This is a genomic window from Mesorhizobium sp. Cs1299R1N3 (assembly GCF_037179625.1).
Classification (GTDB): domain Bacteria; phylum Pseudomonadota; class Alphaproteobacteria; order Rhizobiales; family Rhizobiaceae; genus Mesorhizobium; species Mesorhizobium salmacidum.
Window position 1 is genome coordinate 151,524 of the sequence record NZ_JAPYKQ010000009.1, and the last position, 23,583, is coordinate 175,106.

21 protein-coding genes are annotated in these 23,583 nt (G+C 64.3%); 12 read left to right on the plus strand and 9 right to left on the minus strand.

Annotated features, from left to right (window positions below; genetic code table 11):
• The first annotated feature begins 33 nt into the window (after positions 1 to 33).
• Complete coding sequence (locus O7B34_RS20245) at positions 34 to 513, plus strand: tellurite resistance TerB family protein (RefSeq protein ID WP_027144595.1); 480 nt, start codon at positions 34 to 36, stop codon at positions 511 to 513.
• A gap of 18 nt (positions 514 to 531) precedes the next feature.
• Positions 532 to 1,248, plus strand: coding sequence for a glutamine amidotransferase (locus O7B34_RS20250; RefSeq protein ID WP_337147720.1), 717 nt, complete (start codon positions 532 to 534; stop codon positions 1,246 to 1,248).
• 170 nt (positions 1,249 to 1,418) lie between these two features.
• Here O7B34_RS20250 and O7B34_RS20255 read toward each other — a convergent pair whose 3' ends face one another.
• From O7B34_RS20255 to O7B34_RS20290, 8 genes are all read right to left on the minus strand, one after another.
• Positions 1,419 to 1,649 carry a hypothetical protein gene (locus tag O7B34_RS20255; RefSeq protein WP_337147722.1) on the minus strand — a complete coding sequence of 77 codons (231 nt, stop codon included), beginning with the start codon at positions 1,647 to 1,649 and terminating at the stop codon, positions 1,419 to 1,421.
• Between the two features lie 175 nt (positions 1,650 to 1,824).
• On the minus strand, positions 1,825 to 3,063 hold the full coding sequence (locus tag O7B34_RS20260) for an MFS transporter (RefSeq protein WP_337147724.1): 1,239 nt from the start codon (positions 3,061 to 3,063) through the stop codon (positions 1,825 to 1,827).
• Positions 3,064 to 3,223: 160 nt separating this feature from the next.
• Positions 3,224 to 4,324 carry an aminotransferase class I/II-fold pyridoxal phosphate-dependent enzyme gene (locus O7B34_RS20265; RefSeq protein ID WP_337147726.1) on the minus strand — a complete coding sequence of 367 codons (1,101 nt, stop codon included), beginning with the start codon at positions 4,322 to 4,324 and terminating at the stop codon, positions 3,224 to 3,226.
• A 211-nt stretch (positions 4,325 to 4,535) separates the two neighbouring features.
• Positions 4,536 to 5,000 carry a MucR family transcriptional regulator gene (locus O7B34_RS20270; protein ID WP_027144591.1) on the minus strand — a complete coding sequence of 155 codons (465 nt, stop codon included), beginning with the start codon at positions 4,998 to 5,000 and terminating at the stop codon, positions 4,536 to 4,538.
• 208 nt (positions 5,001 to 5,208) lie between these two features.
• On the minus strand, positions 5,209 to 5,913 hold the full coding sequence (locus O7B34_RS20275; protein ID WP_337147728.1) for an ROK family protein: 705 nt from the start codon (positions 5,911 to 5,913) through the stop codon (positions 5,209 to 5,211).
• Positions 5,914 to 5,927: 14 nt separating this feature from the next.
• Positions 5,928 to 7,304, minus strand: coding sequence for a glucose-6-phosphate dehydrogenase (zwf, locus tag O7B34_RS20280; protein ID WP_337131214.1), 1,377 nt, complete (start codon positions 7,302 to 7,304; stop codon positions 5,928 to 5,930).
• Between the two features lie 22 nt (positions 7,305 to 7,326).
• Entirely contained in the window at positions 7,327 to 8,343 is a 1,017-nt protein-coding gene (gnd, locus tag O7B34_RS20285) for a phosphogluconate dehydrogenase (NAD(+)-dependent, decarboxylating) (RefSeq protein WP_337147730.1), read from the minus strand.
• Positions 8,344 to 8,391: 48 nt separating this feature from the next.
• Positions 8,392 to 10,812 carry a glucan 1,4-alpha-glucosidase gene (locus O7B34_RS20290; protein WP_337147732.1) on the minus strand — a complete coding sequence of 807 codons (2,421 nt, stop codon included), beginning with the start codon at positions 10,810 to 10,812 and terminating at the stop codon, positions 8,392 to 8,394.
• 209 nt (positions 10,813 to 11,021) lie between these two features.
• On the opposite strand from O7B34_RS20290, the gene O7B34_RS20295 reads away from it, so the two are divergent.
• The 5 genes from O7B34_RS20295 to O7B34_RS20315 all read left to right on the plus strand — a co-directional run bounded on the left by O7B34_RS20295 (position 11,022) and on the right by O7B34_RS20315 (position 17,738).
• Positions 11,022 to 12,035 carry an ABC transporter substrate-binding protein gene (locus O7B34_RS20295; protein ID WP_337147733.1) on the plus strand — a complete coding sequence of 338 codons (1,014 nt, stop codon included), beginning with the start codon at positions 11,022 to 11,024 and terminating at the stop codon, positions 12,033 to 12,035.
• A 49-nt stretch (positions 12,036 to 12,084) separates the two neighbouring features.
• On the plus strand, positions 12,085 to 13,602 hold the full coding sequence (locus O7B34_RS20300; protein WP_337147734.1) for a sugar ABC transporter ATP-binding protein: 1,518 nt from the start codon (positions 12,085 to 12,087) through the stop codon (positions 13,600 to 13,602).
• Between the two features lie 16 nt (positions 13,603 to 13,618).
• Positions 13,619 to 14,584, plus strand: coding sequence for an ABC transporter permease (locus O7B34_RS20305; protein ID WP_337147794.1), 966 nt, complete (start codon positions 13,619 to 13,621; stop codon positions 14,582 to 14,584).
• Positions 14,585 to 14,587: 3 nt separating this feature from the next.
• Complete coding sequence (locus O7B34_RS20310) at positions 14,588 to 15,535, plus strand: ABC transporter permease (RefSeq protein ID WP_337131210.1); 948 nt, start codon at positions 14,588 to 14,590, stop codon at positions 15,533 to 15,535.
• 121 nt (positions 15,536 to 15,656) lie between these two features.
• Positions 15,657 to 17,738: a 3-hydroxyacyl-CoA dehydrogenase NAD-binding domain-containing protein gene (locus tag O7B34_RS20315; protein ID WP_337147736.1), complete on the plus strand. Its 2,082-nt coding sequence runs from the start codon at positions 15,657 to 15,659 to the stop codon at positions 17,736 to 17,738.
• Positions 17,739 to 17,746: 8 nt separating this feature from the next.
• On the opposite strand, the gene O7B34_RS20320 is transcribed toward O7B34_RS20315, so the two are convergent.
• Positions 17,747 to 18,559 carry a response regulator transcription factor gene (locus O7B34_RS20320; protein WP_337147737.1) on the minus strand — a complete coding sequence of 271 codons (813 nt, stop codon included), beginning with the start codon at positions 18,557 to 18,559 and terminating at the stop codon, positions 17,747 to 17,749.
• A gap of 119 nt (positions 18,560 to 18,678) precedes the next feature.
• Between O7B34_RS20320 and O7B34_RS20325 the strand changes: the two genes are divergently transcribed.
• The 5 genes from O7B34_RS20325 (at position 18,679) to O7B34_RS20345 (ending at position 23,470) form a co-directional block, all read left to right on the plus strand.
• Positions 18,679 to 19,815: an ABC transporter ATP-binding protein gene (locus tag O7B34_RS20325; protein WP_337147738.1), complete on the plus strand. Its 1,137-nt coding sequence runs from the start codon at positions 18,679 to 18,681 to the stop codon at positions 19,813 to 19,815.
• The gene (locus O7B34_RS20330; RefSeq protein WP_337147740.1) at positions 19,796 to 20,959 is read left to right on the plus strand and encodes an ABC transporter substrate-binding protein; all 1,164 of its coding nucleotides are present in this window, start codon (positions 19,796 to 19,798) and stop codon (positions 20,957 to 20,959) included. The genes O7B34_RS20325 and O7B34_RS20330 overlap by 20 nt, the downstream gene beginning before the upstream one ends.
• 63 nt (positions 20,960 to 21,022) lie before the next feature.
• Positions 21,023 to 21,886: an ABC transporter permease gene (locus O7B34_RS20335; RefSeq protein WP_027144578.1), complete on the plus strand. Its 864-nt coding sequence runs from the start codon at positions 21,023 to 21,025 to the stop codon at positions 21,884 to 21,886.
• The gene (locus tag O7B34_RS20340) at positions 21,886 to 22,698 is read left to right on the plus strand and encodes an ABC transporter permease (protein WP_337147741.1); all 813 of its coding nucleotides are present in this window, start codon (positions 21,886 to 21,888) and stop codon (positions 22,696 to 22,698) included. Before O7B34_RS20335 ends, O7B34_RS20340 begins: the two co-directional genes overlap by 1 nt.
• A 10-nt stretch (positions 22,699 to 22,708) precedes the next feature.
• A complete protein-coding gene (locus O7B34_RS20345) occupies positions 22,709 to 23,470 on the plus strand; it encodes an SDR family NAD(P)-dependent oxidoreductase (RefSeq protein ID WP_337147742.1) in 762 nt (253 codons plus the stop codon).
• Positions 23,471 to 23,583: the final 113 nt, after the last annotated feature.

Here is a 23,583-nt window from a genome sequence, read left to right on the forward strand (position 1 = left end):
GGGCCGGCCATCGGGCCGTTTGGGAATGAATTGATGTTCGAGCGCGTTCTGTCGTTTCTCAGGGATTTGCCGGCCGGCTCCGCCAGCCATACCAGCACGGACGACCCGCGCGTCGCGGCTTCGGCGCTGCTCTACCATGTGATGAATGCCGACGGCGTTCGCCAGGATGTCGAGTGGGAGCGGTTCAAGGCGGTGCTGGCGCAGAGCTATTCGATCAACGGTGCCGAACTCGAAGCGCTGGCCGCCGCAGGCGAGCGCGCCGACAACGAGGCGATCGACCTCTACGCCTTCACCAGCGTGCTCAAGCGCCATCTCGACGCGGAGGGGCGCAAGGCCTTCATCGGCCTGATGTGGGAGATCGTCTATGCCGATGGCGAGCTGCACGAGCTCGAGGACAATACGGTGTGGCGGGTCGCCGAGCTGATCGGCGTCGAGCGCCACGACCGGGTCGAGGCGCGCCGCAAGGCCGCGGCCGAGGTGCCGGGCGCCCGTGGGACGTCAAGCGACGAATAGACGGGATCTCGTCCAACGATGCCGCCCAGAACGAGCCCGAGGCCAAAAATCCTGATCGTGCTGCATCAGGAGAATTCGAGCCCCGGGCGCGTCGGCCACATGCTGCTGGAAGAAGGCTTCGATCTCGATATCCGCCGCCCGCCGCTCGGCGACGCCTTGCCGGAAACACTGGATGGTCATGCCGGCGCGGTGGTGTTCGGCGGGCCGATGAGCGCCAATGACGAGGACGAATTCGTCCGCCGCGAGACCAACTGGCTGGAAATCCCGCTCAGGGAAAACCGGCCACTGCTCGGCATCTGCCTTGGCGCGCAGATGCTGGCCAATCATCTCGGCGGCAAGGTCGAGGGCCATGGTGAAGGGCTGGTCGAGATCGGCTGGTATCCGCTGAAGGCGACCGAGGCCGGCAAGAAACTGATGCACTGGCCCGAAATGGTCTACCAGTTCCATCGCGAGGGCTTTTCGCTGCCGAGCGACGCGATGCTGCTGGCCACGAACGAGACCTATCCCAACCAGGCTTTCCGCTACGGCGACAATGCCTGGGGCATCCAGTTCCATGGCGAACTGACCCGGGTGATGATGCAGCGCTGGGTGGTGCGCGGCGCCCACCGCTTCGAGCTGCCCGGCGCCCAGCCCGGCCGCGACCATCTCGGCGGCCGGCTGATCTGGGACATGCATTTGAGGCGCTGGCTCGACGAGTTCTTGCGCATGATTTTTGGCGGACCGGTGGCGCGGTAGAGCCGAACCAGTGCTCTGAACGGCCAAATCCGGCCGACTTCCGACCGGCGGCTTTCGGCGCGTGAAAACTAGAGCAATTCCAGGAAAAGTGCGTAGCGGTTTTCCGTCCGGAATTGCGTGAAAACAAAGAGTTAGAGCGGTTCGGCGATTCCAACAAACACTGAACCGCTCTAGTCCGAAAAGCTCACGCTCACGCCGCGCTGCCGAAAATAAGCCTGCATCAACTTGCGGCCCGAGCGGTTGCTCTGCGCCAATTTGGCAGGATCGAACACCGCATGTTTTATCCCCTCTCGTGCCAGCGCTGCCTTGAGCGTCGCGATATGTGCGTCGATGTCGGCATTGTCCGCCCGAAGCGACGCATAGATACTTTCGGTTGCCTCGGCCACAGTCGGTTCGCTCACAGGTGTTGTCCTTTGGTTGGTTGGGCGGGCGGCTTAGAGCGGTTTAGCGATCGGCAGTATCGCTGAACCGCTCTAGCTCTTTGTTTTTACGCGATTCCGGACGGAAAACCGCTGCGCACTTTTCCTGGAATTGCTCTAGCACAGATTCGCGGCCCCGCCGATACCGATGAAGCCTTCAGTTTCGTCCTTTGAGGTGCCGCACCTTGCGCAGCGCCGGGAATAGATAGGCCCACAAGCCAGCAACCGCGACGGCGCCGACGCCGCCGATGACGACCGCCGGCACCGTGCCGATCAGCGCCGCCATGGTGCCGGCACGGAACTCACCCAATTCGTTGGAGGCACCGACGAAGACCTGGTTGACGGCGTTGACGCGGCCGCGCACCTCGTCGGGCGTCCACAGCTGGATCAGCGTTTCCCTGATATAGACGCTGAACATGTCGGTGGCGCCGAGGAAGACGAGCGCCGCGATCGACAGCCAGGTGAGGGTCGACAGGCCAAACAGCACGGTGAAAGCGCCGAACGCCGCCGCGGAGCCGAGCATGATGATGCCGGCGTGGTTGCGGAGCGGGTGGCCGGCGAGCCATACCGCGACGCAGATGGCGCCGACACTGGGCGCCGAGCGCAGCAGGCCGAGGCCCCATGGGCCGAGTTGGAGAATGTCGCGCGCATAGACCGGCAGCAGTGCCGAGGCGCCGGACAAAAGCACTGCGAACAGATCGAGCGAGATGGCGCCGAGCACGATCTTCTCGCTCCAGATGTAGCGGAAGCCGGCAAATAGTGTCTCCATTGTCGGCTTATCGGTGGCGCTTTGCTGGGCGGGTTTGGGAATGGTGAAGATCAGCAGACCGGCCACCAGCATCAGCACAGAGGCGACGGCGTATGCGGCTTCGGCCGAGATGCCATAGAGCAGGCCGCCGGCGACTGGACCGACAATCGTCGCCGTCTGCCAGGCGGAGGAGTTCCAGGCAATCGCGTTGCCGAAATCTTCCGGCGGCACCAGATTGGCGAACAGCGACGACGAGGCCGGTCCGTAAAAGGCGCGCGCCATGCCGAATAGCGCCAGAACGACGAAGATCGGCAGCGGACTGACGAGGCCGCGCAGCGTGAAGTACAGGAGAACGAGCGCACAGGCTGCCTCGACCACCGTTGCCAGCGCCATGATCAGGCGGCGGCCGAAGCGGTCGGCGACGACGCCTGTGACCAGCACCAGAAGCAGCGATGGCAGGAACTGGACGATGCCGACAATGCCGAGGTCGAACGGATCGCGCGTCAGATCATAGATCTGCCAGCCGACGGCGACGGAGACGATCATGGTCGCGAAGGTGGTGAGAAAGCGCGCCGTCCAATAGCTGAGGAAGGCTTTGTGCCGGAAAGCGGCGTAACGCTGCTCCGGTAAAGTTTGTTCAGGTATCATGAAGATAGGGCCCCGGTTGCTTTGGCATCGGCTGGCGGGGCACTTCCCGGATGGGCGCTGTTCCGGCCAATGGAACTTGGTAAAATTCGGCGCGGATATGCGTCAAAAACAGGCTTGGAGCAAGAGACTTTCGATCCGCGTCGTCGGTCGCACGCGGAAGTTACTGCCGTAGCGCGGCCGAAATCGCGTTCAATCCGCCTCTCAATTCGGCCTCCGTCGGCCAGCCGAAGCCGACGCGGAAGAAGCGCTTTTCCATCTCGAACCAGTGGCCGGGCCCGACATAGGTGCCGTGGTCTTCCAGCAGCCTGTTATAGAACCGGTCGAGGTCGAAGCCGGGCTCGACATTGAGGCGCGGGAAACCGACGACACCGCCCTCAGGCCGCACCCAGTCGACCAGCGGCTCGCGGTCGATCCAGGCCTGGACGATGTCGCGGCGCGTGGCCATTTCGGGAAGCAGCTTTGCCAGAAACGCGTCCCGGCGATCCAGCATGCCACGCGCAATGCCTTCGTCGATGACGCTGCCGCAGATGCCGATCTGCTCCTTGGCGGCGAGGAATTTTTCCTGGAGGGCTGCATCCCTGGTGATCAGCCAGCCGATGCGGATGCCGGGAATGCCGAAGGCTTTTGACAGCGACGAGACGCTGATGGCCTTTTTGCTCAGGGAGGCCGCCAATGGCAGGCGCTTGCCATAGGAAAGATCGCGGTAGGTTTCGTCGACCAGCAAATGGCAGCCACTGGCCTCGGCGAGCGCAACCAGCGCGTCGAGATCGGCGCGGCTCATCATGGTCCCGGTCGGGTTGTGCGGGCAAGTAACGCTGATCAGCCTGGTGTTCGGCCGCATCGCTGCCTTGATGCGCTCGACGTCGATGGCAAAGCCTTCCTCGAATGCCAGATCGACGAAGCTGATGGCGCAGCCGATCGCCCTCGGGGTTTCAATGTTGGTGGCGTAGTTGGGCCTGATGACGACGAGGTGATCGCTTACCGACAGCAGCGAGGTCGAGATGATGAACAGCGCGCCGGCGGCACCCGCTGTGACCAGCACATCGTCGGGCGCGATGCCGGCATCCTGCGCGGCGATCAGGTCGCGCAACGCCTTGTCGCCGCGGTGCTCGCCGTAAAAGAGCGTCAGGTCGGGCAGCGAGAGGCCGATGTCGGAGAGCTTCTGGTCGGCAATCGAGCTTTCGGAGAGATTGTAGCGGATACGCTCATAGCCGTACTCCTCCGGGGCTTCTCTCTCGATCACCATCCTGGTGTAGTTCATCGCGTCCCCCCGGAGCGGTTCACCGTTTCACGGAAACGGCAAGCAGCTCCATCCCCTTTGTCTAGACGCAATTCCGGACGGAAAACCGTTTCACACTTTTCCTGGAATTGCTCAAAGCTTGTCTGGTTAATCCAAGCCACAAAAGCATGAAGCCTGCCAAGGCGGAATCGCCGGCAGGCTTCAGACAAAACATTGGCTCAGATGAAACCGCTCAGGCCGAAACCTTGGCCTTCCTGCCCTTCGACTTGGCAGGCGCCGGCGCGACGGCCTTGCGGCCGAGCCCGATCGACTTCGCCAGTTCCGAGCGCGAAGCGGCGTAGTTGGGTGCGACCATCGGATAGTCCGACGGCAAGCCCCATTTGGCGCGGTAGGCGTCCGGCGTCAGGCCGAAATGCACGCCGATATGACGCTTCAGCGATTTGAACTTCTTGCCGTCCTCGAGGCAGATGATGAAATCCGGCGTCACCGACTTCTTCGGGTTGACGGCCGGGACAAGCGGTGCCGCCACCGGAGCGACCGGCTGGCCGAGCCCGCTGATCGAGGCGCTGACGCTGGCGATCAGCTCGGGAAGGCCGGACGCAGGCAGGCGATTCTTCTCGACATAGGCCGATACGATATGGGCTGTCAGTTCGAGAAGGTCGAGGGTCTTGCTGGCGTGGCTGTTTTCGTCGGTCAATCTATTTTCCTCCATCCATGGCGCATGACCTCGAAAATGGGGCCGTTTTCAAAAAGGATGATGCGCAAAATTAAAGTGCGTCGTCTTTGTGCGTCGCGCGCGACGCGATGTAGTGGGGCTGACTTCCTAGTCGGCAAATCTGCACAAAGCAATCTATCGGCGCGACATCACACGCCATTTTGAACAACTATACTAAACTGTAATAATATCAGACGATCAAGGCCTTGTCGCGCCACAGACGAAATCCGCCTTCGAAAGCGCGTGTGTTGTCACCGCGCCTGGAGTCGGGGGGCAATTCGTCGAGCTTGTCGACATTGCCGCCGCCGATGACGACATAGTCTGGCTGCAGGGCGGCGCGCAGCCGGTTGACGACGTCGAAGACATAGCCGCGCCACTTCTTCTTGCCGCGCTTTACCAGGCCGCGTTCGCCGACATAGTCCTCGAAACTCTGGCCTTTTCTGTAGGGGAGATGGGCAAGTTCCATCGGCTGGCCGACATTGTCGAGGACCATCGCCGCACCGAGGCCGGTTCCGAGGCCCAGGAACAGCATGCGCCCGCCCTCATAGCTGCCGAGGGCCTGCATCAGCGCATCATTGACCACCTTGACCGGCTTGCCGAACTCAGCGGCGAAATCGAAGCCGGCCCAGCCCCTGCCGAGATTCATGGGATCGAGCACCGGCTTGTTGTGGCGCACAGGGCCCGGATAGCCCATCGAGATGACGTCATAGGACAGGCCCTCGGCGAGCTTCTTCACCTTGCCGATCATCTGCCGTGGCGTCAGGTCAGGCCCGGAATCCGCCCGGCGCTCGGTGCCACCGTCGCTGGTCAGGATCTTGACGTGCGACCCGCCAATATCGATCGAAAGGACGACCTGCCCGGTGTCCGACGCAGCCTTCTCAGCCACCTTGGCCATCCTGTCCTCTCCGTTCATGCCACCGGATCAATCCAGCCATTGGGCGGCCCGAAGCCGGCCATGGCGTCCGCCGGTCCCCACGTCTTCGGCTCGTAAAGATGCGGCGGCGTGGTGTCGCCGAGCACCGGACCGACGATGCGCCAAGCCAGTTCGGCGGCGTCCTGGCGGGTGAAGAGCTGGCCATTGCCGTTCATGGCGTCGCCGATCAGCCGTTCATAGGGCGGCATGTCGCCCTTCGAATCGTCGAGCGCGGTCAGTTCCACCTGCTCGCCGGTCATGTCGTCGCCGGGCGCCTTGCGCTGGGCGCCGATGGCGATCGTCACCTGCGGGTCGATGCGAAAACGGACGTAATTCTGGTCGGTGGGCTTGATCGGATCGAAGACGTCGAGCGGCGGCCGCTTCAGCCGCACCACCACCTCGGTGACATGCACCGGCATGTTCTTGCCGGCGCGGATGAAGAACGGCACGTCCTGCCAGCGCCAGGTGTCAACGAAGAAGCGGACCGCCGCGAAGGTCTCGACCGGCGAGTTCGGCGCCACACCGGGCTCGGCGAGATAGCCGGTGAACTGGCCCCGCACGACATCGTCTTTCGTCAATGTCCGGATGGCGCGCAGCACCTGCACCTTCTCGTCGATCAGGTCGTCGGCTGAGCGGCCGACCGGCGGCTCCATGGCCAGGAGCAGCAGGATGTTGAGCAGATGGTTCTCGATGACGTCGCGGATAGCGCCGACATCGTCATAAAAGCGGCCACGCCCTTCGACGCCGAAGTCCTCGGCCATGGTGATCTGCACGCTCTCGACGTAATTGCGGTTCCAGATCGGCTCGAGCAGGGCGTTGGCGAAGCGGAAATAGAGCAGGTTCTGGATCGCTTCCTTGCCGAGATAGTGGTCGATGCGGAAGATCGACTGTTCGTCGAACACCAGGTGCAGCACGCGGTTCAGCCAGCGCGCCGACTGCAGATCGTGGCCGAAGGGCTTTTCCACCATCAGCCGCGCGCCATGCGCGGTGCCCGACTGCTCCAGGCCTTGCACGACAGTCTCGAACATGGACGGCGGCACCGCCATGTAGTGCAGCGGCCGCTGGGCGCTGCCGAGTGCCTTCTTCAGCTTCTCGAAGGTGGCCGGATCGCGATAGTCGCCGCTGACATAGCGCAGCAGCGACGCCAGCTTGGCGAACACCTTCTCGTCGATAGCACCGAGCGCGCTGACGATGCCGTCGCGAGCCCGGTCCTGCAATTGCCTCAAATCCCAGGCATCGAAGGCGACGCCGATCACCGGTTCGGTAAGCGTGCCCTTGGCGACCATCTGGTAAAGCGCTGGAAATATCTTCTTGTGGGCGAGGTCGCCGGTCGCTCCGAAGAGCACCAGCGTGTCGGACCGTTCCTGGCTCATGCCTGCGTCTCCCCTGCCGCCGTCACTTGCCGTCCTTCGGTTTTTCGATGTGACCGCCGAAGGCATAACGCATGGCGGACAACAGCTTGTCGGCGAATTCGGATTCGCCTTGCGAGGAGAAGCGATCGAACAGGGCCGAGGACAGCACCGGCGCCGGCACGCCGGTGTCGATCGCCGCCTTCAGCGTCCAGCGGCCCTCGCCGGAATCCGAGACCCGGCCGCCGAATTGCGCCAGACCCGGATCGCTCTTCAGCGCGCCGGCGGTGAGATCGAGCAGCCAGGAGCCGATGACGCTGCCATGCCGCCACACCTCGGCCACCTGCGGCAGATCGACGTCGAACTGGTAGTATTGCGGGTTTTCCAGCGGGCTGGTCTCGGCGTCCGCCATACGCTGCCGCTTGCCGGCATTGGCCGATTTCAGGATGTTCATGCCTTCGGCATAGGCGGCCATGACGCCATATTCGATGCCGTTGTGCACCATCTTGACGAAGTGGCCGGCGCCGCTCGGTCCGCAATGCAGGTAGCCATAGGGCGCGGTGCCGGCGGTCTTGTCCGGGGTGGGCGCGCCGGCATCGGCGCCAGGCGCCAGCGTGGCAAAGACCGAATCGAGGTGCTGCACCGCCACGTCGGGGCCGCCGATCATCAGGCAGTAGCCGCGTTCCAGGCCCCAGACACCGCCGCTGGTGCCGACATCGACAAGGTGGATGCCCTTGGCGGCCAGTTTCGCGGCCTGGTCGACAGCGTCGTGATAGTAGGAATTTCCGCCGTCGATGACGATGTCGCCAGGCTCCATCAGCGCCGCGACCTGATCGATGATCTTGCCGGTGATCGCCGCCGGCAGCATCAGCCAGACGCAGCGCGGCTTGGCGAGCTTGCCGACGAATTCCGCCATCGAGGCTGCTCCGGACGCGCCGTCGCTCACCAGCGCCGTGACGCTGGCCGGATTGATGTCGTAGACGACGCATTCGTGGCCGTCGCGCATCAAGCGCCGCACCATGTTGGCGCCCATCCGCCCCAGTCCCATCATTCCGATCTGCATGGTTTCGTCCTGTTTCCTAGAGATTTGCTGGGTTTGTCGAGGAAGGATCTACTGGCTGTCCTGAGCGCCTGACATGACGGAGAAGTCGACATTCTCCCAATCGCCGGTTCCGGGCCAGAAAAAAGTGAAGATCAGCGTGCTTCCGCTGGGGAGGCTGGCCGTGGGCAGATCGACAAGGTGAATGCCGAAAGCGTTCTCCCCCGTCTGGCTGTCGTGGGCGGTTGCCCAACTGTCGGTGCTCCAGTGGACAGTGGCTTCTGTCAGCAATTCGATACGCAGCGTCTTGCCGGCCGGCAGCGCGCGGATCTTGTTGTTGAAGCGCCATGTCCTGAATGGCGAAACGGTGTTGTCCTCGATGTAGCGCCTCACGCCTTGCGGCGGCATGTCGAAGACGGCGCCGTCGCGCAGCGAGCGCAACAGCTTGATATGTTCGGAATGCGCCCAGACCAGCGGCATGGCGCTGCCTGATGGCTTGCCATACAACAGTTCGCGCTCGGGAATATCGGCGCCGTCCCAGACCTGTTCGGGCAGCAGGCCGCCGGGTCCGGCCGACCGTTCCAGCGCATCGAGCAGGCTGGCCGCCTTGTCCTTGCGCCCAGCCGCCAGCTCGTAATGGGCGCGTTCGCCGGCGAGCAGCGGCCACGGCCGGCCTTGGCCGGTGCCGTCGAAGGGCGAGCCATCCTCGTGTTCACCATAGCCGTCGCTGTTGTAGCGGTACCAGAGCGATCCTTGCGGCAGCTCGCAGCGCAACTGCGCGTCGATGGCCTTGACGGTGTCGACGATGCGCGGATCGTCGGCGGCCCTCAGGCCAAAGCGCACCAGGGCCAGTACGTCCGGGCTGACGATTTCTTCGACCGGCCGTTCCGTGTCGCCGGGCGGCCGGTTCTTGATCGGGACATAGCCATCCTTCGGCGAGCCGGCATCGGCGCTGTCGGGCGGCGCGATGCGGACGTAGTAGCCGCCGACGCCCACGGCCCTGCAGATGGCGGTACCGGTGATATAGGTCCAGCGCTCGACCTGGTCGTTCCAGCAGTCGGCGGTCTCGCGCAGATAGCTTGCCGCATCCCGCTTGCCGCAGGTATCGAGCAGGTCGGCGCCGGCAAGCAGTGCCGCAATCTCGACGGCCAGCGTGAACGGGCTGTAGCCGGCGTCTTCTTCCCAGCGATCCTCGCCGGTCACGGGACCATTGCGCACGACATAGGACGCCGCGCGCTCGATCATCGGCAGGAAGGCCCTGAGCCTGGCAGTCGGCAGGTGGCCAGCGCGATGCAGGGCATCGGCCAGCAGCATGGGGAAGGCGCATTCGTCCATCTGGATGCCGGGCCAATAGGCGGAGCCGTCGAGCCAGGCGTTCTGCGGCCAATGGCCGTCCGGCTGTTGGATGGAGCGGAGGTATTCCAGGATCTGCAGCGCCGAAGCGGCATCGCCGGCGGCGAGATAGCCGCCCGCCGTTTCGACCAGGTCGCGCGGCCAGACCAGGTGATAGCCGCCGAGATCGTCATCACCTTTGTCGAACCCCCACGGGATCGACAGGCTGGCCACCGCCGCGCCCGGCATGGCCGATGACCGGTGGGTGGCCAGCATCGCGGTGGAGACGCGGTAGCTGTTTACTCCCGGCACCCCGGGCGTCCGGTCGCGGTCCAGTGGCAGCAGCCCCGCCTGCCATTTGCGCCATTTTTCGACATAGGATTTCGCCGCCGGTTCAAAACCCCGTTTCAGGCTGGCGAAGGCGCTTTCGGCGGCTTCGTCTGGAGTCGCGCCAAAACCCAACGCCAACACGGATTTTGTGTTGACGGCGGTGAAACCGATCTCGCCGGTCAGCGCTACATTGCCGTCCTCGGCGCGCCGCCAAGCCGGATCGAGCTTGCCGGCATGGTTCAATTGCTGCCAACCGTCGGAGAAGCCGACATAGCCGGCCGAACAATCCCGCCAGGGCAGCGACGAGGCCAGCGCCAGGCAGGTGCCGCGCCCCGAGGCAAACAGGACAGGCTTTCCTTGGTACTCGCCGACCCAGGCGGTGTTGCCCATGCCGGCATTGACCAGATGCGGCGCCAGAAGCGCGTAGACGCGGTAGTCGGCGACGGAGCCCTTCAGCGGGTTGAAGGTGATCTCCTGCAGCAAGGTCGGGCGCGCCGGATCGGCCAGAATGCGCTTCTCGATCCGGTAGGCGCCGTTATCGGCCGTGTTGGCCAGCCTGTAGGCGGGCACGCCGTCCTCGAACGGCTCGATGCCGTGCGCGGCATCCCGCTTCTCCTCGGAGAAATATCCATCCCTGCCGGTGACGATCAGGCCGAGGTCGCGCGTGCAGGCGCTGTCGACGCGCGGATAGTACACCTCGTTCAGGATGCCGTGGCTGATGGTGAACCAGACGCGACTGGACGGCGAAAGCGCCGATCCGACGCCGCTCTTGGCGCTAGAGGTCCAGCGCGCGGGAATTCCCGGTGCGCCCGGCGGCACAGTCGGCGTCATGCTTGTTCGCTCTCCTGGCCCGTATGCCTAGCCATCAACCGGAGCCATTTCAATCAGCGCACCGCAAGTTGATCGCCGGCGTACATCGGATTGCGGTTGACAGCCCGCCGGCCTTCTGCACTTTTGTCTGACAATAGATAAAAAACAGGATCGCAACCGCGAAATCATCGACAACCACACTGATCAGCAACTCTCGGGAGGAGTATCACATGAAGAAGCTATTGGTTCTCAGCATGCTTGCGGCAGTGCTCGCAGCCGGTACGGCTTTGGCCGACACCAGCGGCAAGAAGATCGCGTTCTCCAACAATTACGCCGGCAATTCGTGGCGGCAGGCGATGCTCGACAGCTATGGCATCGTCACCAAGGAGGCGGTCGACGACAAGATCGTCGGCGCAGCCGATGTCTTCACCACCGCCGACAAGGAGGTGCCGACCCAGGCCGCTCAGGTGCAGAACCTGATCCTGCAGGGCTATGACGCCATCGTCATCAACGCCGCCTCGCCGGATGCGCTCAACGGCGCCATCAAGCAGGCCTGCGACGCCGGCATCACCGTCGTTTCCTTCGACGGCACCGTGACCGAGCCCTGCGCCTACCGCGTCGTCGTCGACTTCAAGGACATGGGCAAGCAGGAAGTCGAGCATATGGCCAAGTTCCAGCCCAAGGGCGGCAATCTGCTTGAAATCCGAGGCCTGGCCGGCACTTCGATCGACGACGCCATCCATGCCGGTATCCTCGAGGGCGTTGCCGCCCATCCCGAGTTCAAGATCGTCGGCTCGGTCACCGGCGACTGGGACCAGACCACGGCGCAGAAGGCGGTCGCGACCATCCTGCCGTCGCTGCCCGACATCGTCGGCATCGTCGACCAGGGCGGCGACGGCTATGGCGCCGCGCAAGCCTTCGCCGCCGCCAACAAGCCGCGCCCGACCATCATCATGGGCAACCGGCAGGACGAATTGAAGTGGTGGAAGGAACAGAAGGACAAGGACGGCTACCAGACCTGGTCGGCTTCGATCGCGCCTGGCGTGTCGACGCTAGCCTTCTGGGTGGCACAGCAGGTGCTCGATGGCCGCAAGGACATCCCGCACGATTTGCTGGTGCCGTATCTCGCCTTCACCCAGGACGATTTCGAGGCGGCCCTGCCGAAGATCAAGGAGGGCGGTGTCGCCACCCACGAATACACGCAGGAAGATGCCATCGCGGCGATCAAAGCCAATATCAAGTGAAAGTCGCACACGCGTTGCCGCGGGCATCACTGAGCGGATATCGTTGAGCATGGCTGCAGGCAATACGGACATCAGACTGAGCGGCGCCGAAAAACAATTCGGCGCCGCCAATACATTCATCGTAAGACTTGACGGTGCCGAAAAGCATTTCGGCGCCGTCAGGGCGCTGGGCGGGGTGGATTTCCATGTCGGACCCGGCGAATGCGTCGGCCTCGTCGGCCATAACGGCGCCGGCAAGTCGACGCTGATGCACATGGTGGCCGGCACCTCGACGCCCGACAGCGGGACGATCGGGGTGCATGGCGGCATCGAGGAGAACTACTCGGTATCGCGGGCGCAGCAGCTCGGCATACGCTGCGTGTTCCAGGAGCTCTCGCTCTGTCCCAATCTCAGCGTCGCCGAAAACACGCGCATCAACCATGCTTCGCTCTCCGGCTTCGGCTGGCGGCGCAGGGCGGCCGAGCTGATCGCCGCCAAGCTCGATGAGATCTTCCCGGACCATGGCATCTCGGCCTGGGACATTGTCGGCGATCTCTCGATCGGCCGGCGCCAGATGGTCGAGGTGGCGCGCGCCTTCACGGTGACACGGGACCGGCTCGACCTGGTCATCCTCGACGAGCCGACCTCGTCGCTCGACGCGCACACGGCCGGCCAGCTGCTGGCTTTCGTGCGCCGCTTCGTCGCCGGCGGCAAAAGCTGCATCCTGATCTCGCACGTGCTGGGTGAAGTGTTGCGGAACGCCGACCGCATCGTCGTGATGCGCGACGGCAAGGTGGTGGCGTCGGACGCGGCTGGTGCCTTCGATCGCAACCGGCTGGTGACGGTGATGGGCGGAGCCGAGGCGCGCGAGAAGATCGCCGCACAGGCGGCTGCCGCCAAGCCAGGCGCCAGTCCGCTGCGCGTCCGGGCGCGGCCCGCCGGGCAGACTGACGGCAAGGACCTTGTCGCCCGCGTGGGCGAGATCATCGGCCTTGCCGGGCTGGCCGGGCACGGACAGACCGACTTGCTGCTGCGGATCTTTAATGCCGCCGCACGCGCCAAGCCCGGCATCGAGGTCACGGCGCCGGTGGCGCTGGTGGCGGGCGACCGCCAGTCGGACGGTATTTTCCCGCAATGGTCGATTGCGCAGAATATCGGCATCCGCTCGCTGGCGCGTCTGCGCAACGGGTTGCTGATCTCGCCGCGGCGCGAGGCGGAGCTCGCCGATGCCTGGAAGAAGAAGATCGGCATCCGCACGCCTGACATGAATAACAACATCTTCTCGCTGTCGGGCGGCAACCAGCAGAAGGCCCTGTTTGCCCGCGCACTGGGCTCCGATGCCGAAATCGTGCTGATGGACGATCCGATGCGCGGCGTCGACATCGGCACGAAGCTGGAGGTCTACGACCTCGTGCGCGAAGAAGCGGGTCGCGGCCGCACCTTCCTCTGGTACACGACCGAAACCGAAGAGCTCGACAATTGCGACCACATCTATGTCTTCAAGAACGGCCGCATCGTCGCCAATCTGACGCGCGACGAGCTGACCGAAGAGAAGATCATCCAGTCCTCCTTCGGCGATGCGGCCTGAAATGACGGCGACGCCAATGGACAATGGCTTCAAGGGGTCGGCGGCACGCAATGCGGCGGCACGGGCGCGGCTGTTGCGTGGCCTGCTGCCGGCGCTGTCGCTGGCGCTGGTGTTGGCGGCAATCGCCTGGCTCAACCCGCGCGCCATCAGCTATTTCGGCTTCAGCCTGATGCTGAACCTGGCGATTCCGATCGCGCTGGCGACGATCGCGCAGATGTTCGTCATCGCCGGCAACGAGCTCGACCTCTCGATCGGCACTTTCGTCGGCTTTGTCGGCTGCGTCACCGCGACCTGGCTGAAGGACGCACCGCTCATCGGCGTCCTCATTCTCGTCGGGTCGATCGGCATTTATGCGCTGCTCGGCGCGCTGATCCACATGCGCAACCTGCCCTCGATCGTGGTGACGCTCGGCATGAGTTTCGTCTGGCAGGGGCTGGCCATCCTCGTCCTGCCCAAACCCGGCGGCAAGGCGCCGGAATGGTTGCTGGCGATCATGTCCTTCAAGCCGCCCTTCATTCCGTTCCCTATCATCGCCGCGCTGCTGATCGCCGCGGTCGTGCATTTTGGTTTGATGCGCACCTCCTACGGCGTGATCCTGCGCGGGTCCGGCGGCAATCCGGCGGCACTGCGGCGCGCCGGCTGGTCGCTGCTCAAGACCAAGATCGTGCTGTTCGCGCTGGCCGGCCTTTTCGGCGTGCTGTCGGGCATGGCGCTGATCGGGATCACCACCTCGGCGGATGCCAATATCGGCAATGGCTACACGCTGCTGGCCATCGCCGGCGTCATCCTCGGCGGCGGCGAGTTCGTCGGCGGCCGGGTCTCGCCGATCGGTGCTGTCATCGGCGCGCTGACGCTGGCGCTGGCCGCCTCGCCGCTGCTCACCTTCATGCACATTCCGCCCGACTGGCAGGTGGCCGCCAACGGCGCCATCCTGATCATCGTGCTGGCTGCGCGGGTGCTGATCAGCCGCAGGGAAAGGTGAGCGATGGCTTCGCTGAAAACGCTGCTCACAAGACCCTGGATCTGGTCGTTTGTCGGCGCGCTGCTGGTGTGGCTGGCGACGATCGCCTTCACCGGCGGCTATGGCGGCGGCGGCATGGTCACGGCCGCATTGTCGCTTGCCGTGTTCACCGTCATCGTCGGCGTCGGCCAGATGTTCGTCATCACGCTCGGGCCCGGCAATGTCGACCTGTCGCTGCCGGCCAATATCGGCTTGGCAAGCGCAGTTGCCATGAAGGTGATGGGCGGCAGCGATGCCATGATCGTGGTCGGATTGCTGGCGGCGCTCGCCTGTGGTGCCGCGATCGGCGTCATCAACTATCTGCTGATTTGGGCGCTGCGCATCCCGCCGATCATCGCGACGCTGTCGGCGAGCTTCATCATCCAGTCGGTCGACATCAGCTATGGGCGCGGGCTGCAGATCAAGCCGCCGCCTGGCTTCGCCGATTTCACCAACTGGCAGGTGCTGGGCATTCCCGTGCTGGCGATCCTCACCGTGCTGTTCACCATCGGTGCGGCCATCGCCTTGCAGCGCATGATCTACGGCCGCTCGGTGCTGGCGATCGGCCAGAACATCCGCGCCGCCTGGCTCGCCGGCGTCAAGGTCGGGCGCATCCGCTTCCTCACCTACACGCTTTCGGGGGCACTCGGCGGCATCGACGGCGCGCTGCTCGCCGGCTATTTCCGCGGCGCCAATGTCGATATCGGCAATGAATATTTGCTCGCCTCGATCGCCGTCGTCGTCATCGGCGGCACGTCGGTGGCCGGCGGCAAGGCCAATGTGCCCGGCGTATGGGGCGCGGCGCTGTTCCTGGTGCTGCTGCTCACCATGCTCAACACATTCGGGGTCAGCGCCGGCGTGCGGTTGCTGCTGACGGGGCTGATCATCGTAGGGGTGATCACGGCGGCGGGTGGCGAGAAGGCGGTGCGCTGACTGCAACGTCTACGGCGCAACCCGCAGCCTGTTGGGCCAACAATTGGACTAGCCGGTTCCCATTCGCGGCGTGGCCTAGTAAACCGGTCCCCGATCTCAGTCGGTCTCGGGAGGCCTCCGCTTGTCCAGTTCTGTCAGTGTCGCGAATGACGGTGGCGTCGCCATCCTCACCATCGACAATCCGCCAGTCAACGCGCTGAGTTTTCACGTCCGCGAGCCACTGATGCAGGCGCTGATCGCTTTGCGCGATGAAGCATCGGTCGTGGCGATCGTCATTGCCTGCGCCGGCCGGACCTTCGTTGCCGGCGCCGACATCACCGAATTCGGCAGGCCGGTGCAGCAGCCTGACCTGCGTGCCATCGTGGCGGCGCTTGAAGCCATCGCCAAGCCGACGGTGGCCGCCATTCACGGCACCGCGTTCGGCGGCGGGCTGGAACTGGTGCTAGGCTGCCATTTCCGCGTTGCCGATCAAGGCGCAAAACTCGGCCTGCCCGAAGTGAAGCTCGGCCTCCTGCCTGGTGGCGGCGGCACGGTGCGGCTGCCGCGTCTGGTGGGCGCCGCCAAGGCACTGAAGATGATCGTCTCAGGCACACCGATCGGCGCGGACGAGGCGCATGGCGCCGGCCTGGTGGATGCCGTTTTCGAAGGCGATCTGACCACCCACGCCGTGAATTTCGTTCGCGAAATGGCCCGCAAGGGGGGTCCCTTCACGCCGGTGCGTGATCGCGACGAGGGACTTAGGGAAACCGATCTGGCGGCCTTCGATGCCGAGGCGGCGGATTTGGTGGGGAAGGCGCGGGGCCTGGAAGCGCCGATCGCCTGTGCGCAGGCGGTGCGCAATGCCGTCACGCTGCCCTTCGACGAGGCGCTGGCGGCGGAGCGGGCGCTGTTCGTCAAGCTCGTCGCCAGCGACCAGTCGCGCGCGCAGCGGCATCTGTTTTTCGCGGAACGCGAGGCGGCCAAGCTTCCCGGCAATGTCGTCAAGCGCAGGATCGCCCGCGTCGGCGTTATCGGCGCCGGCACGATGGGCGGCGGCATCGCCATGGCTTTCGCCAATGGCGGCTTTCCCGTCACCTTGCTGGAAACCAGCCAGGAAGCGTTGCAGCGGGGGCTGGCGACGATCGAGAAGAATTACGCCGTCTCGGTCGCGCGCCGCTCCTTGAGCGAAGACGCCAAGCGGCAGCGGCTCGGTCAGTTCAAAGGCTCGATCGACCATGCCGATCTCGCCGATTGCGACCTGATTATCGAGGCGGCGTTCGAGGACATGGCGGTCAAGAAAGAAATCTTCGGCAAGCTCGACGCAGTGGCGAAACCTGGCGCTATCCTTGCCACCAACACCTCCTATCTCGACATCGACGAGATCGCCGCCTCGACCTCGCGGCCGCAGGATGTGCTCGGCCTGCATTTCTTCTCGCCGGCCAACGTCATGAAGCTTCTGGAGATCGTGCGGGCGCAAAAGACGGCGCCCGATGCGCTGGCGACCGTGGTCGACCTGGCGCGGAGGATCGGCAAGGCGGCTGTCGTCGTCGGCGTCTGCCATGGCTTCGTCGGCAACCGCATGCTGGCGGCGCGTGGCTCGGAATTGGAAGCGCTGCTGCTGGAGGGCGCGACTCCCAGCCGGATCGACAAGGCATTCATCGATTTCGGCTGGCCGATGGGGCCGTTCCAGATGGGCGACCTGGCCGGCCTCGACATCGGCTGGCGCAACCGCAAGGCGCGCGGCCTGACGGCCGTCATCGCCGACACGCTGTGCGAACAGGGCCGTTTCGGTCAGAAGACCGGCCGTGGCTTCTATCTCTACGAGAACGGTTCGCGCACGCCGGTACCCGATCCCGAGGTCGAGGCGCTGATCCGTGACAAGGCAGCCGAGAAGGGCATCGCGCCGCGCACGATAGGCGCCGACGAGATCATCGAGCGCACGCTCTATCCCCTGGTCAACGAGGGCGCCAAGATTCTGGAGGAAGGGATCGCTGCCCGCGCCTCCGACATCGACGTCGTCTGGGTCAATGGCTACGGCTTTCCCGTCGGCAAGGGCGGTCCGATGTTCTGGGCCAGCCTGGAAGGCGGAGCCAGGATCGTCGAGCGGCTCGAATATTGGCACGAGCGGACCGGCAAGGATGTTTTCAGGCCGGCGCCCTTGCTGAAGCGGATGGCAGAGACCGGCTCCTGGGAAGCCGGGTCAACAGCCGGGATCCGAGGGTAGTCAGCGGCTCATCGGATACGCGCGTCGATGATCTCGACGAAGCGGGCGAAAAGGCCGGCCTGCGACTTGATCTTGAGCTTGCGGTAGATGTTGCGGCGATGGACCTTCACGGTTCCCGGCACGATGCGCATGGCTCTGGCAATCGACTCGGTGGAGTGTCCCTGCAGCACCAGATCGACGACGTGTTTTTCGCGCGGCGTCAGCGACAGGCTTTTCCAGATATGGGCACGGTCGAACTCGTTGACCGCGGCGATTGTCTCGTCCTGTTTCGCCTCGGCCGGCTCGTCGGCGGGAAGGGCAGGCCAGCGCAATCGGATGAAGCTGATCACCGCCGGCGCCATGTCGCGCAGCAGCCTGGCATCGGCGGTGCCGAATGGGCCGGAAGCGCTGAGCCGCATCAGCGACAGCACCAGCGCGTCCTTGCCCGGCAGCGGCACGAAGAAGCCGACTTCCTCGGCCAGCCTGGTCTGGCTGTAGTAGGAGCGGAAATATTCGCTGGCGTAGAAACGATCAGGCGCGAGTTCCCGCATGCGCCAGAACCCTTCCTTGCGCTCGACCGCCGCGTGATGGAACGGGTCGAGCAGGTAGGGCCCTTCCTGATAGAGCGCGACGAAGACGTGGCTTTCGGCCGGTGTGAACGTCTCGAACAGCAGTGGCGGTCGTGAGGCGCCGCGATAGCCGAAGATCACGCAGTGGTCGAAGCCGACATGCTGCCGCAGCCAGTCGACCATCGCCTGGCCGAAAAGGTCGCCGCTCGTCTCCCGCGTCGCCGCGACAAGGGTGGCGAGCCGGCTGTATTCGTCGCTGCGGGATCCACTCAACCCATACCCCCTCAAACGAGAAAATAGATCAGATATACCACCCGCGAGGTATATACTAGCTGCCATTGGCTCTGGTAGCGTCTTGAAATCACATCGTCCTGTCGCTGGAGCCCGCAGCCTTGACCGCAGTGCCCGACATCGAATTTCGCGGCGTCACCAAGCGCTATGGCGCGGTGACCGCGGTCAGCGGCATCGACCTTGCCGTGCCACCCTCCGCCTTCGTTGCCCTGCTTGGACCGTCCGGGTGCGGCAAGACGACTTGCCTGCGCATGATCGGCGGCTTCGAGCAGCCGAGCGAAGGCCAGGTGTTTATCCGCGGCCAGGACATGGCCGGCACGCCGCCCTACCGGCGGCCGGTCAACATGGTGTTCCAGCAATATGCGCTGTTCCCGCATCTCGACGTGGAAGCCAACGTTTCCTATGGCCTGCGCCAAGCAAGGCCACGGCTGTCGTCGCGCGAGATCGGCGGGCGGGCCGGCGAAGCGCTCGAAATGGTGCGGCTCGCCGGCTATGGCGGCCGCAAGATCCACGAATTGTCCGGCGGCCAGCAGCAGCGTGTCGCGCTGGCGCGCGCGCTGGTCAACAAGCCGGCGGTGTTGTTGCTCGATGAGCCGCTGGCGGCGCTCGACAAAAAGCTACGCACCGACATGCAGATCGAGCTGCAGAACCTGCAGCGCGAGATCGGCATCACCTTCGTGCTGGTCACCCACGACCAGGAGGAAGCGCTGTCGATGAGCGATTTCGTCTGCGTCATGAATGGCGGGCGCATCGTCCAGCTCGGCCAGCCGAGCGAGATCTATGACGAGCCGGCCGACCTGTTCGTGGCCGATTTCGTCGGCAAGACCAATCTTCTTGCCGGCAAGGTTGCCGGTCATGCGGGTGATCTTGTCAGCGTGGCGCTGGCGGACGGCACCGTCATTGCGGCGCGCAAGCGCACCGCCCTGCAGCAAGGCGAGGCCGTCTCGGTCAGCCTGCGTCCTGAATCACTCAGCCTTGGCGGGCCGACAAGCGGTCCGCTCAAGGGCGTTGTCCGCAACCGGATTTTCCTGGGCTCGACGGCGGAATACGCGATCGAGGTCCAGGGCATCGGCACTTTGCTCGCCAAGGCTGATCACCTGATCGGCCAAGGCAATCTCTTCAAGCCGGGCGAACCCGTCGCCATCGGCTATGCCACCGGAACGCCGCTGGCGTTTCCGGAAACCAAGAACAACGGGACCAACCAGAGGGTAAACAAACATGTCGAAATCATATCGTGACGGACTGCCGATAAGCCCCGAGAATTTCGTCGACCAACTGATGCGCCTGAAGCGTGGCTCGATCGGCCGCCGCGACTTCCTCGGCCTCACCGGACTCGGCATCGCGACGGCGGTGATGGCGCGCGAGATCGGCATCATGCCGACGCCGGCTTTCGCCGCCGAAAGCCTTGGCGACCGTATGTCGATCGCCACCTGGCCGAACTACCATGACCCGCAGACCTTCGAGAACTTCAAGAAGGACACCGGCGTCGCCGTCGAGGTCAACGTGTTCGGCTCCAATGAGGAGATGCTGGCCAAGCTGCAGGCCGGGGCCTCGGGCTGGAGCCTGTTCGTGCCGACCAATTACACGATCTCGACCTACAAGAAGCTCGGCATCATCGAGCCGCTGGAGATGACGAAGCTGCCGAATTTCGACGGCACCCAGGAAGATCCGCGTTTCACCTCCGAGGGTACCATCGATGGCACTATTTACGCCGTGCCGAAGAACTGGGGCACGACGGGTTTTGCGGTGAACACCAAGAAGCTCACCAAGCCGATGACGAGCTGGAAGGAGTTCTGGGATACCGCCATGGCCGAGGGCGACGGCCGGACCATGGTGCATGACTACCAGCTCACGACTATCGGCAATGCGCTGAAATATTACGGCTATTCGTTCAATTCGCTGAAACAGGACGAGCTCGCCAAGGCGGAGGAGTTGCTGCTGAAGGTCAAGCCGCACCTGTTCGCCGTCTCGTCCGATTACCAGCCGAGCATGCGCGCGGGCGACGCCTGGATGACGATGTGCTGGACCAATGACGGCGCGCAGCTGCATCGCGACATTCCCGAGATCGCCTATGTGCTCGGCAAGGAAGGCGGCGAGATCTGGACCGATTTCTATGCCATCCCGAAGGACGCGCCGAACAAGCCCGCCGGTTATGCCTTGCTCAACTATCTGATGAACCCGCAGGTCGCGGTGAAGGAGCACCTGGCCAATGGCGCGCCTTCGACCGATGCGCGGGTCAACAAGCTGCTGCCCAAGGAGGTGCTCGACAATCCGATCCTCTATCCGGCGGCGGACCTGTTGACGCCGCTCGAATTCGGCGCGGCGGCGACGCTGACCGATCCGGGCCGTGCCGAACTGATGGCGCGCTTCAAATCGGCTTGAGACTGGCCTGGACAAAGACAATCGACCGGCGGGCCAATGTCCGCCGGTACCGGGGCGGTTTCAATGCACGGCAACAGATTTCGGCATAATTTCCTGACCGCCTTGCTGCTCGCGCCGGCGACGGCATGGCTGGTGGTGTTCCTGGTGCTGCCGTTCATCGCCATCGCCGTGTTCAGCGTCGGCGAGCGGGCGCCCGAGGGCGGCTATCAGGCAGCCTTCACGCTGGCGCAATACGCCAATCTTCCGGCGCGGGCGACCGCGTTCTGGAACACGATGGTGCTGGCGCCGGTGGGCGCGCTTGCCTGCCTGCTCGTTGCCTATCCGGTCGCCTATTACCTTGCCTTGCAGGCGCCGCAGCGCTGGCGGCTGATCCTGCTCGCGCTGGTCGTCATTCCATTCTGGACGAGCCTTTTGATGCGGACCTATGCCTGGATGTACATTCTGGGCGGACGCGGCATACCGGCGCTGCTCGCCTTTGCAGGCATCGAGGATGTCAGGCTGATCAACACGCCGGGCGCCGTCCTGCTCGGCATCGTCTACGGCTATCTGCCGCTGATGATCCTGCCGATCTATGTCAGCCTCGAGCGGCTCGACCGAAGGCTGCTGGAAGCCTCCGCCGATCTCGGCGCGACGCCATTATCGACCTTTCTGGGCGTGACCCTGAAACTGTCGCTACCGGGCGTGATGACCGGCTTCTCGCTGGTCATGATCCTGCTGCTTGGCGAATATTTGATCCCGACGTTGCTTGGCGGCGGCAAGGTGTTCTTCATCGGCAATGCGCTGGTCGATCTATTCCTGCAGTCGCGCAACTGGCCATTCGGGTCGGCTATCGCGATCACGCTGGTGCTGGTTTCGGTAGTGGTGCTGATTGCCGCCAACCGCATCTCGACTCGGGTCTCGGGCGCCCGCAGGGTGGACCTGATCTGATGCGCGCCTTCGTCATTGCCGTCTTCGCCTTCCTCTATCTGCCGATCGTGCTGGTGGTGCTGTTCTCCTTCAATGCCGGCCACCATGCCAGCGAGTTCACCGGTTTCTCCGTGCAATGGTACGGCAAGGCGCTGTCCAACCCGTTCCTGGTCGAAGCGCTGAAGAACAGCCTGTTCATCGCCAGCACCAGCGCCCTGCTGGCGGCGGTGTTCGGCACCGCGGCAGCCCTCGGCCTGGCGCGTGTCAGCGTCAGAACCCGCGCCGTCTTCGACGGATTGCTCGGCGCGGCGATCGTCGTTCCCGGCGTCGTCATCGGCATCTCGACGCTGGTCGCGCTCGTCCAACTGTTCGCGGTCGTCAATCCGTTCCTCGCCTCGGTCTGGCCCGGTGACCAGCCGCCGCGCCTGTCGCTCGGCTACGGCTCGATCATCGCCGCGCATGGCCTGTTCTCGATGGCGCTGGTGACGATGATTGTCGGCACGCGGCTGGGCAGCCTCGACCGCAATCTGGTCGAAGCGTCGAGCGACCTCTACGCCACGCCGCTGACGACGTTCCGCTCGATCGTCCTGCCGCAGATCATGCCGGCGGTGGTCGCCGGTTTCCTGCTCGCCTTCACCTTCTCCTTCGACGATTTCATCGTCGCCTTCTTCGTCGCCGGCGCGCAGACGACGCTGCCGATCTATGTCTTCGCCTCCATCAGGCGCGGCGTGACGCCGGAGATCAACGCCATCGCGACCATCGTGCTCGTCGCTTCCGTCCTGCTCGTGGTGCTTGCCCAATGGCAGCTGCGCCAGCGCAAGCCATCAAACTGAAAGCCGCTCCATGATCCTCAAAGACCGCATTGCCGTGGTGACCGGCGCCGGCTCCGGCATCGGACGTGCCGGCGCCATGATCATGGGCAGGGAAGGCGCCATGGTCGTCATCGCCGACAGGGATGAGGCCAATGGCGAGGCAACGGCCTCAGGCATTCGGGCAATGGGCGGCCGGGCCGAGGCTATCGCCACCGATGTCGGCGAGGACGCGGCTGTTGAGCAACTCATAACCCGTACGCTGGAAAAGCATGGGCGCATCGACATCCTGCACAATCATGCCGGCATCCAGGTCGGCGGCACGCTGACCGAGGTCGAGACCGCCGGCATGGATGCCTCCTGGCGGGTCAATGTGCGGGCGCAATTCCTGGCGGCCCGGATCGTCATGCCGTCGATGGTCGCGCAGGGTGGCGGCGTCATCCTCAACACGGCTTCGAATTCGGGCGTCTTCTACGACCGCGAGATGATCGCCTATGCGACCTCGAAACATGCCGTGGTGGCGATGACCAGGCAGATGTCACTCGACTATGCCAAGCACAATGTGCGCGTCAACGCACTTTGCCCGGGCTGGGTCGACACGCCCTTCAACGAACCATTCATCGCCCAGATGGGCGGACGCGCGGCGATCGAAACCTATGTCCGCACCAAAATCCCGATGGGGCGCTGGGCCGTGGCCGAAGAGATCGCCGAGGCGATCCTGTTTCTCGTCTCGGACCGATCATCCTTCATGACCGGCCAGGCGCTGGTGATCGATGGCGGCGAAAGCATCGGCTGAGACCTCTGCTTTTATCTATCGACCTACCTATTTCAGCCCCCTTTTTCCTGCGGTTTCGCGTTGCGCCGGACGGCACAAGACCAAGGTCTGGCTGGCATGGGACTTCAGTGCCA

Coding starts and splice junctions, on each gene's coding strand:
- O7B34_RS20295 (WP_337147733.1), top strand. CDS start 11,022: ATGAAGAAGCTATTGGTTCTCAGCATGCTTGCGGCAGTGCTCGCAGCC.
- O7B34_RS20275 (WP_337147728.1), bottom strand. CDS start 5,913: ATGGCCAAGGTGGCTGAGAAGGCTGCGTCGGACACCGGGCAGGTCGTC.
- O7B34_RS20305 (WP_337147794.1), top strand. CDS start 13,619: ATGGACAATGGCTTCAAGGGGTCGGCGGCACGCAATGCGGCGGCACGG.
- O7B34_RS20245 (WP_027144595.1), top strand. CDS start 34: ATGTTCGAGCGCGTTCTGTCGTTTCTCAGGGATTTGCCGGCCGGCTCC.
- O7B34_RS20330 (WP_337147740.1), top strand. CDS start 19,796: ATGTCGAAATCATATCGTGACGGACTGCCGATAAGCCCCGAGAATTTC.
- O7B34_RS20300 (WP_337147734.1), top strand. CDS start 12,085: ATGGCTGCAGGCAATACGGACATCAGACTGAGCGGCGCCGAAAAACAA.
- zwf (WP_337131214.1), bottom strand. CDS start 7,304: ATGAGCCAGGAACGGTCCGACACGCTGGTGCTCTTCGGAGCGACCGGC.
- O7B34_RS20345 (WP_337147742.1), top strand. CDS start 22,709: ATGATCCTCAAAGACCGCATTGCCGTGGTGACCGGCGCCGGCTCCGGC.
- gnd (WP_337147730.1), bottom strand. CDS start 8,343: ATGCAGATCGGAATGATGGGACTGGGGCGGATGGGCGCCAACATGGTG.
- O7B34_RS20310 (WP_337131210.1), top strand. CDS start 14,588: ATGGCTTCGCTGAAAACGCTGCTCACAAGACCCTGGATCTGGTCGTTT.
- O7B34_RS20260 (WP_337147724.1), bottom strand. CDS start 3,063: ATGATACCTGAACAAACTTTACCGGAGCAGCGTTACGCCGCTTTCCGG.
- O7B34_RS20340 (WP_337147741.1), top strand. CDS start 21,886: ATGCGCGCCTTCGTCATTGCCGTCTTCGCCTTCCTCTATCTGCCGATC.
- O7B34_RS20335 (WP_027144578.1), top strand. CDS start 21,023: ATGCACGGCAACAGATTTCGGCATAATTTCCTGACCGCCTTGCTGCTC.
- O7B34_RS20290 (WP_337147732.1), bottom strand. CDS start 10,812: ATGACGCCGACTGTGCCGCCGGGCGCACCGGGAATTCCCGCGCGCTGG.
- O7B34_RS20250 (WP_337147720.1), top strand. CDS start 532: ATGCCGCCCAGAACGAGCCCGAGGCCAAAAATCCTGATCGTGCTGCAT.
- O7B34_RS20265 (WP_337147726.1), bottom strand. CDS start 4,324: ATGAACTACACCAGGATGGTGATCGAGAGAGAAGCCCCGGAGGAGTAC.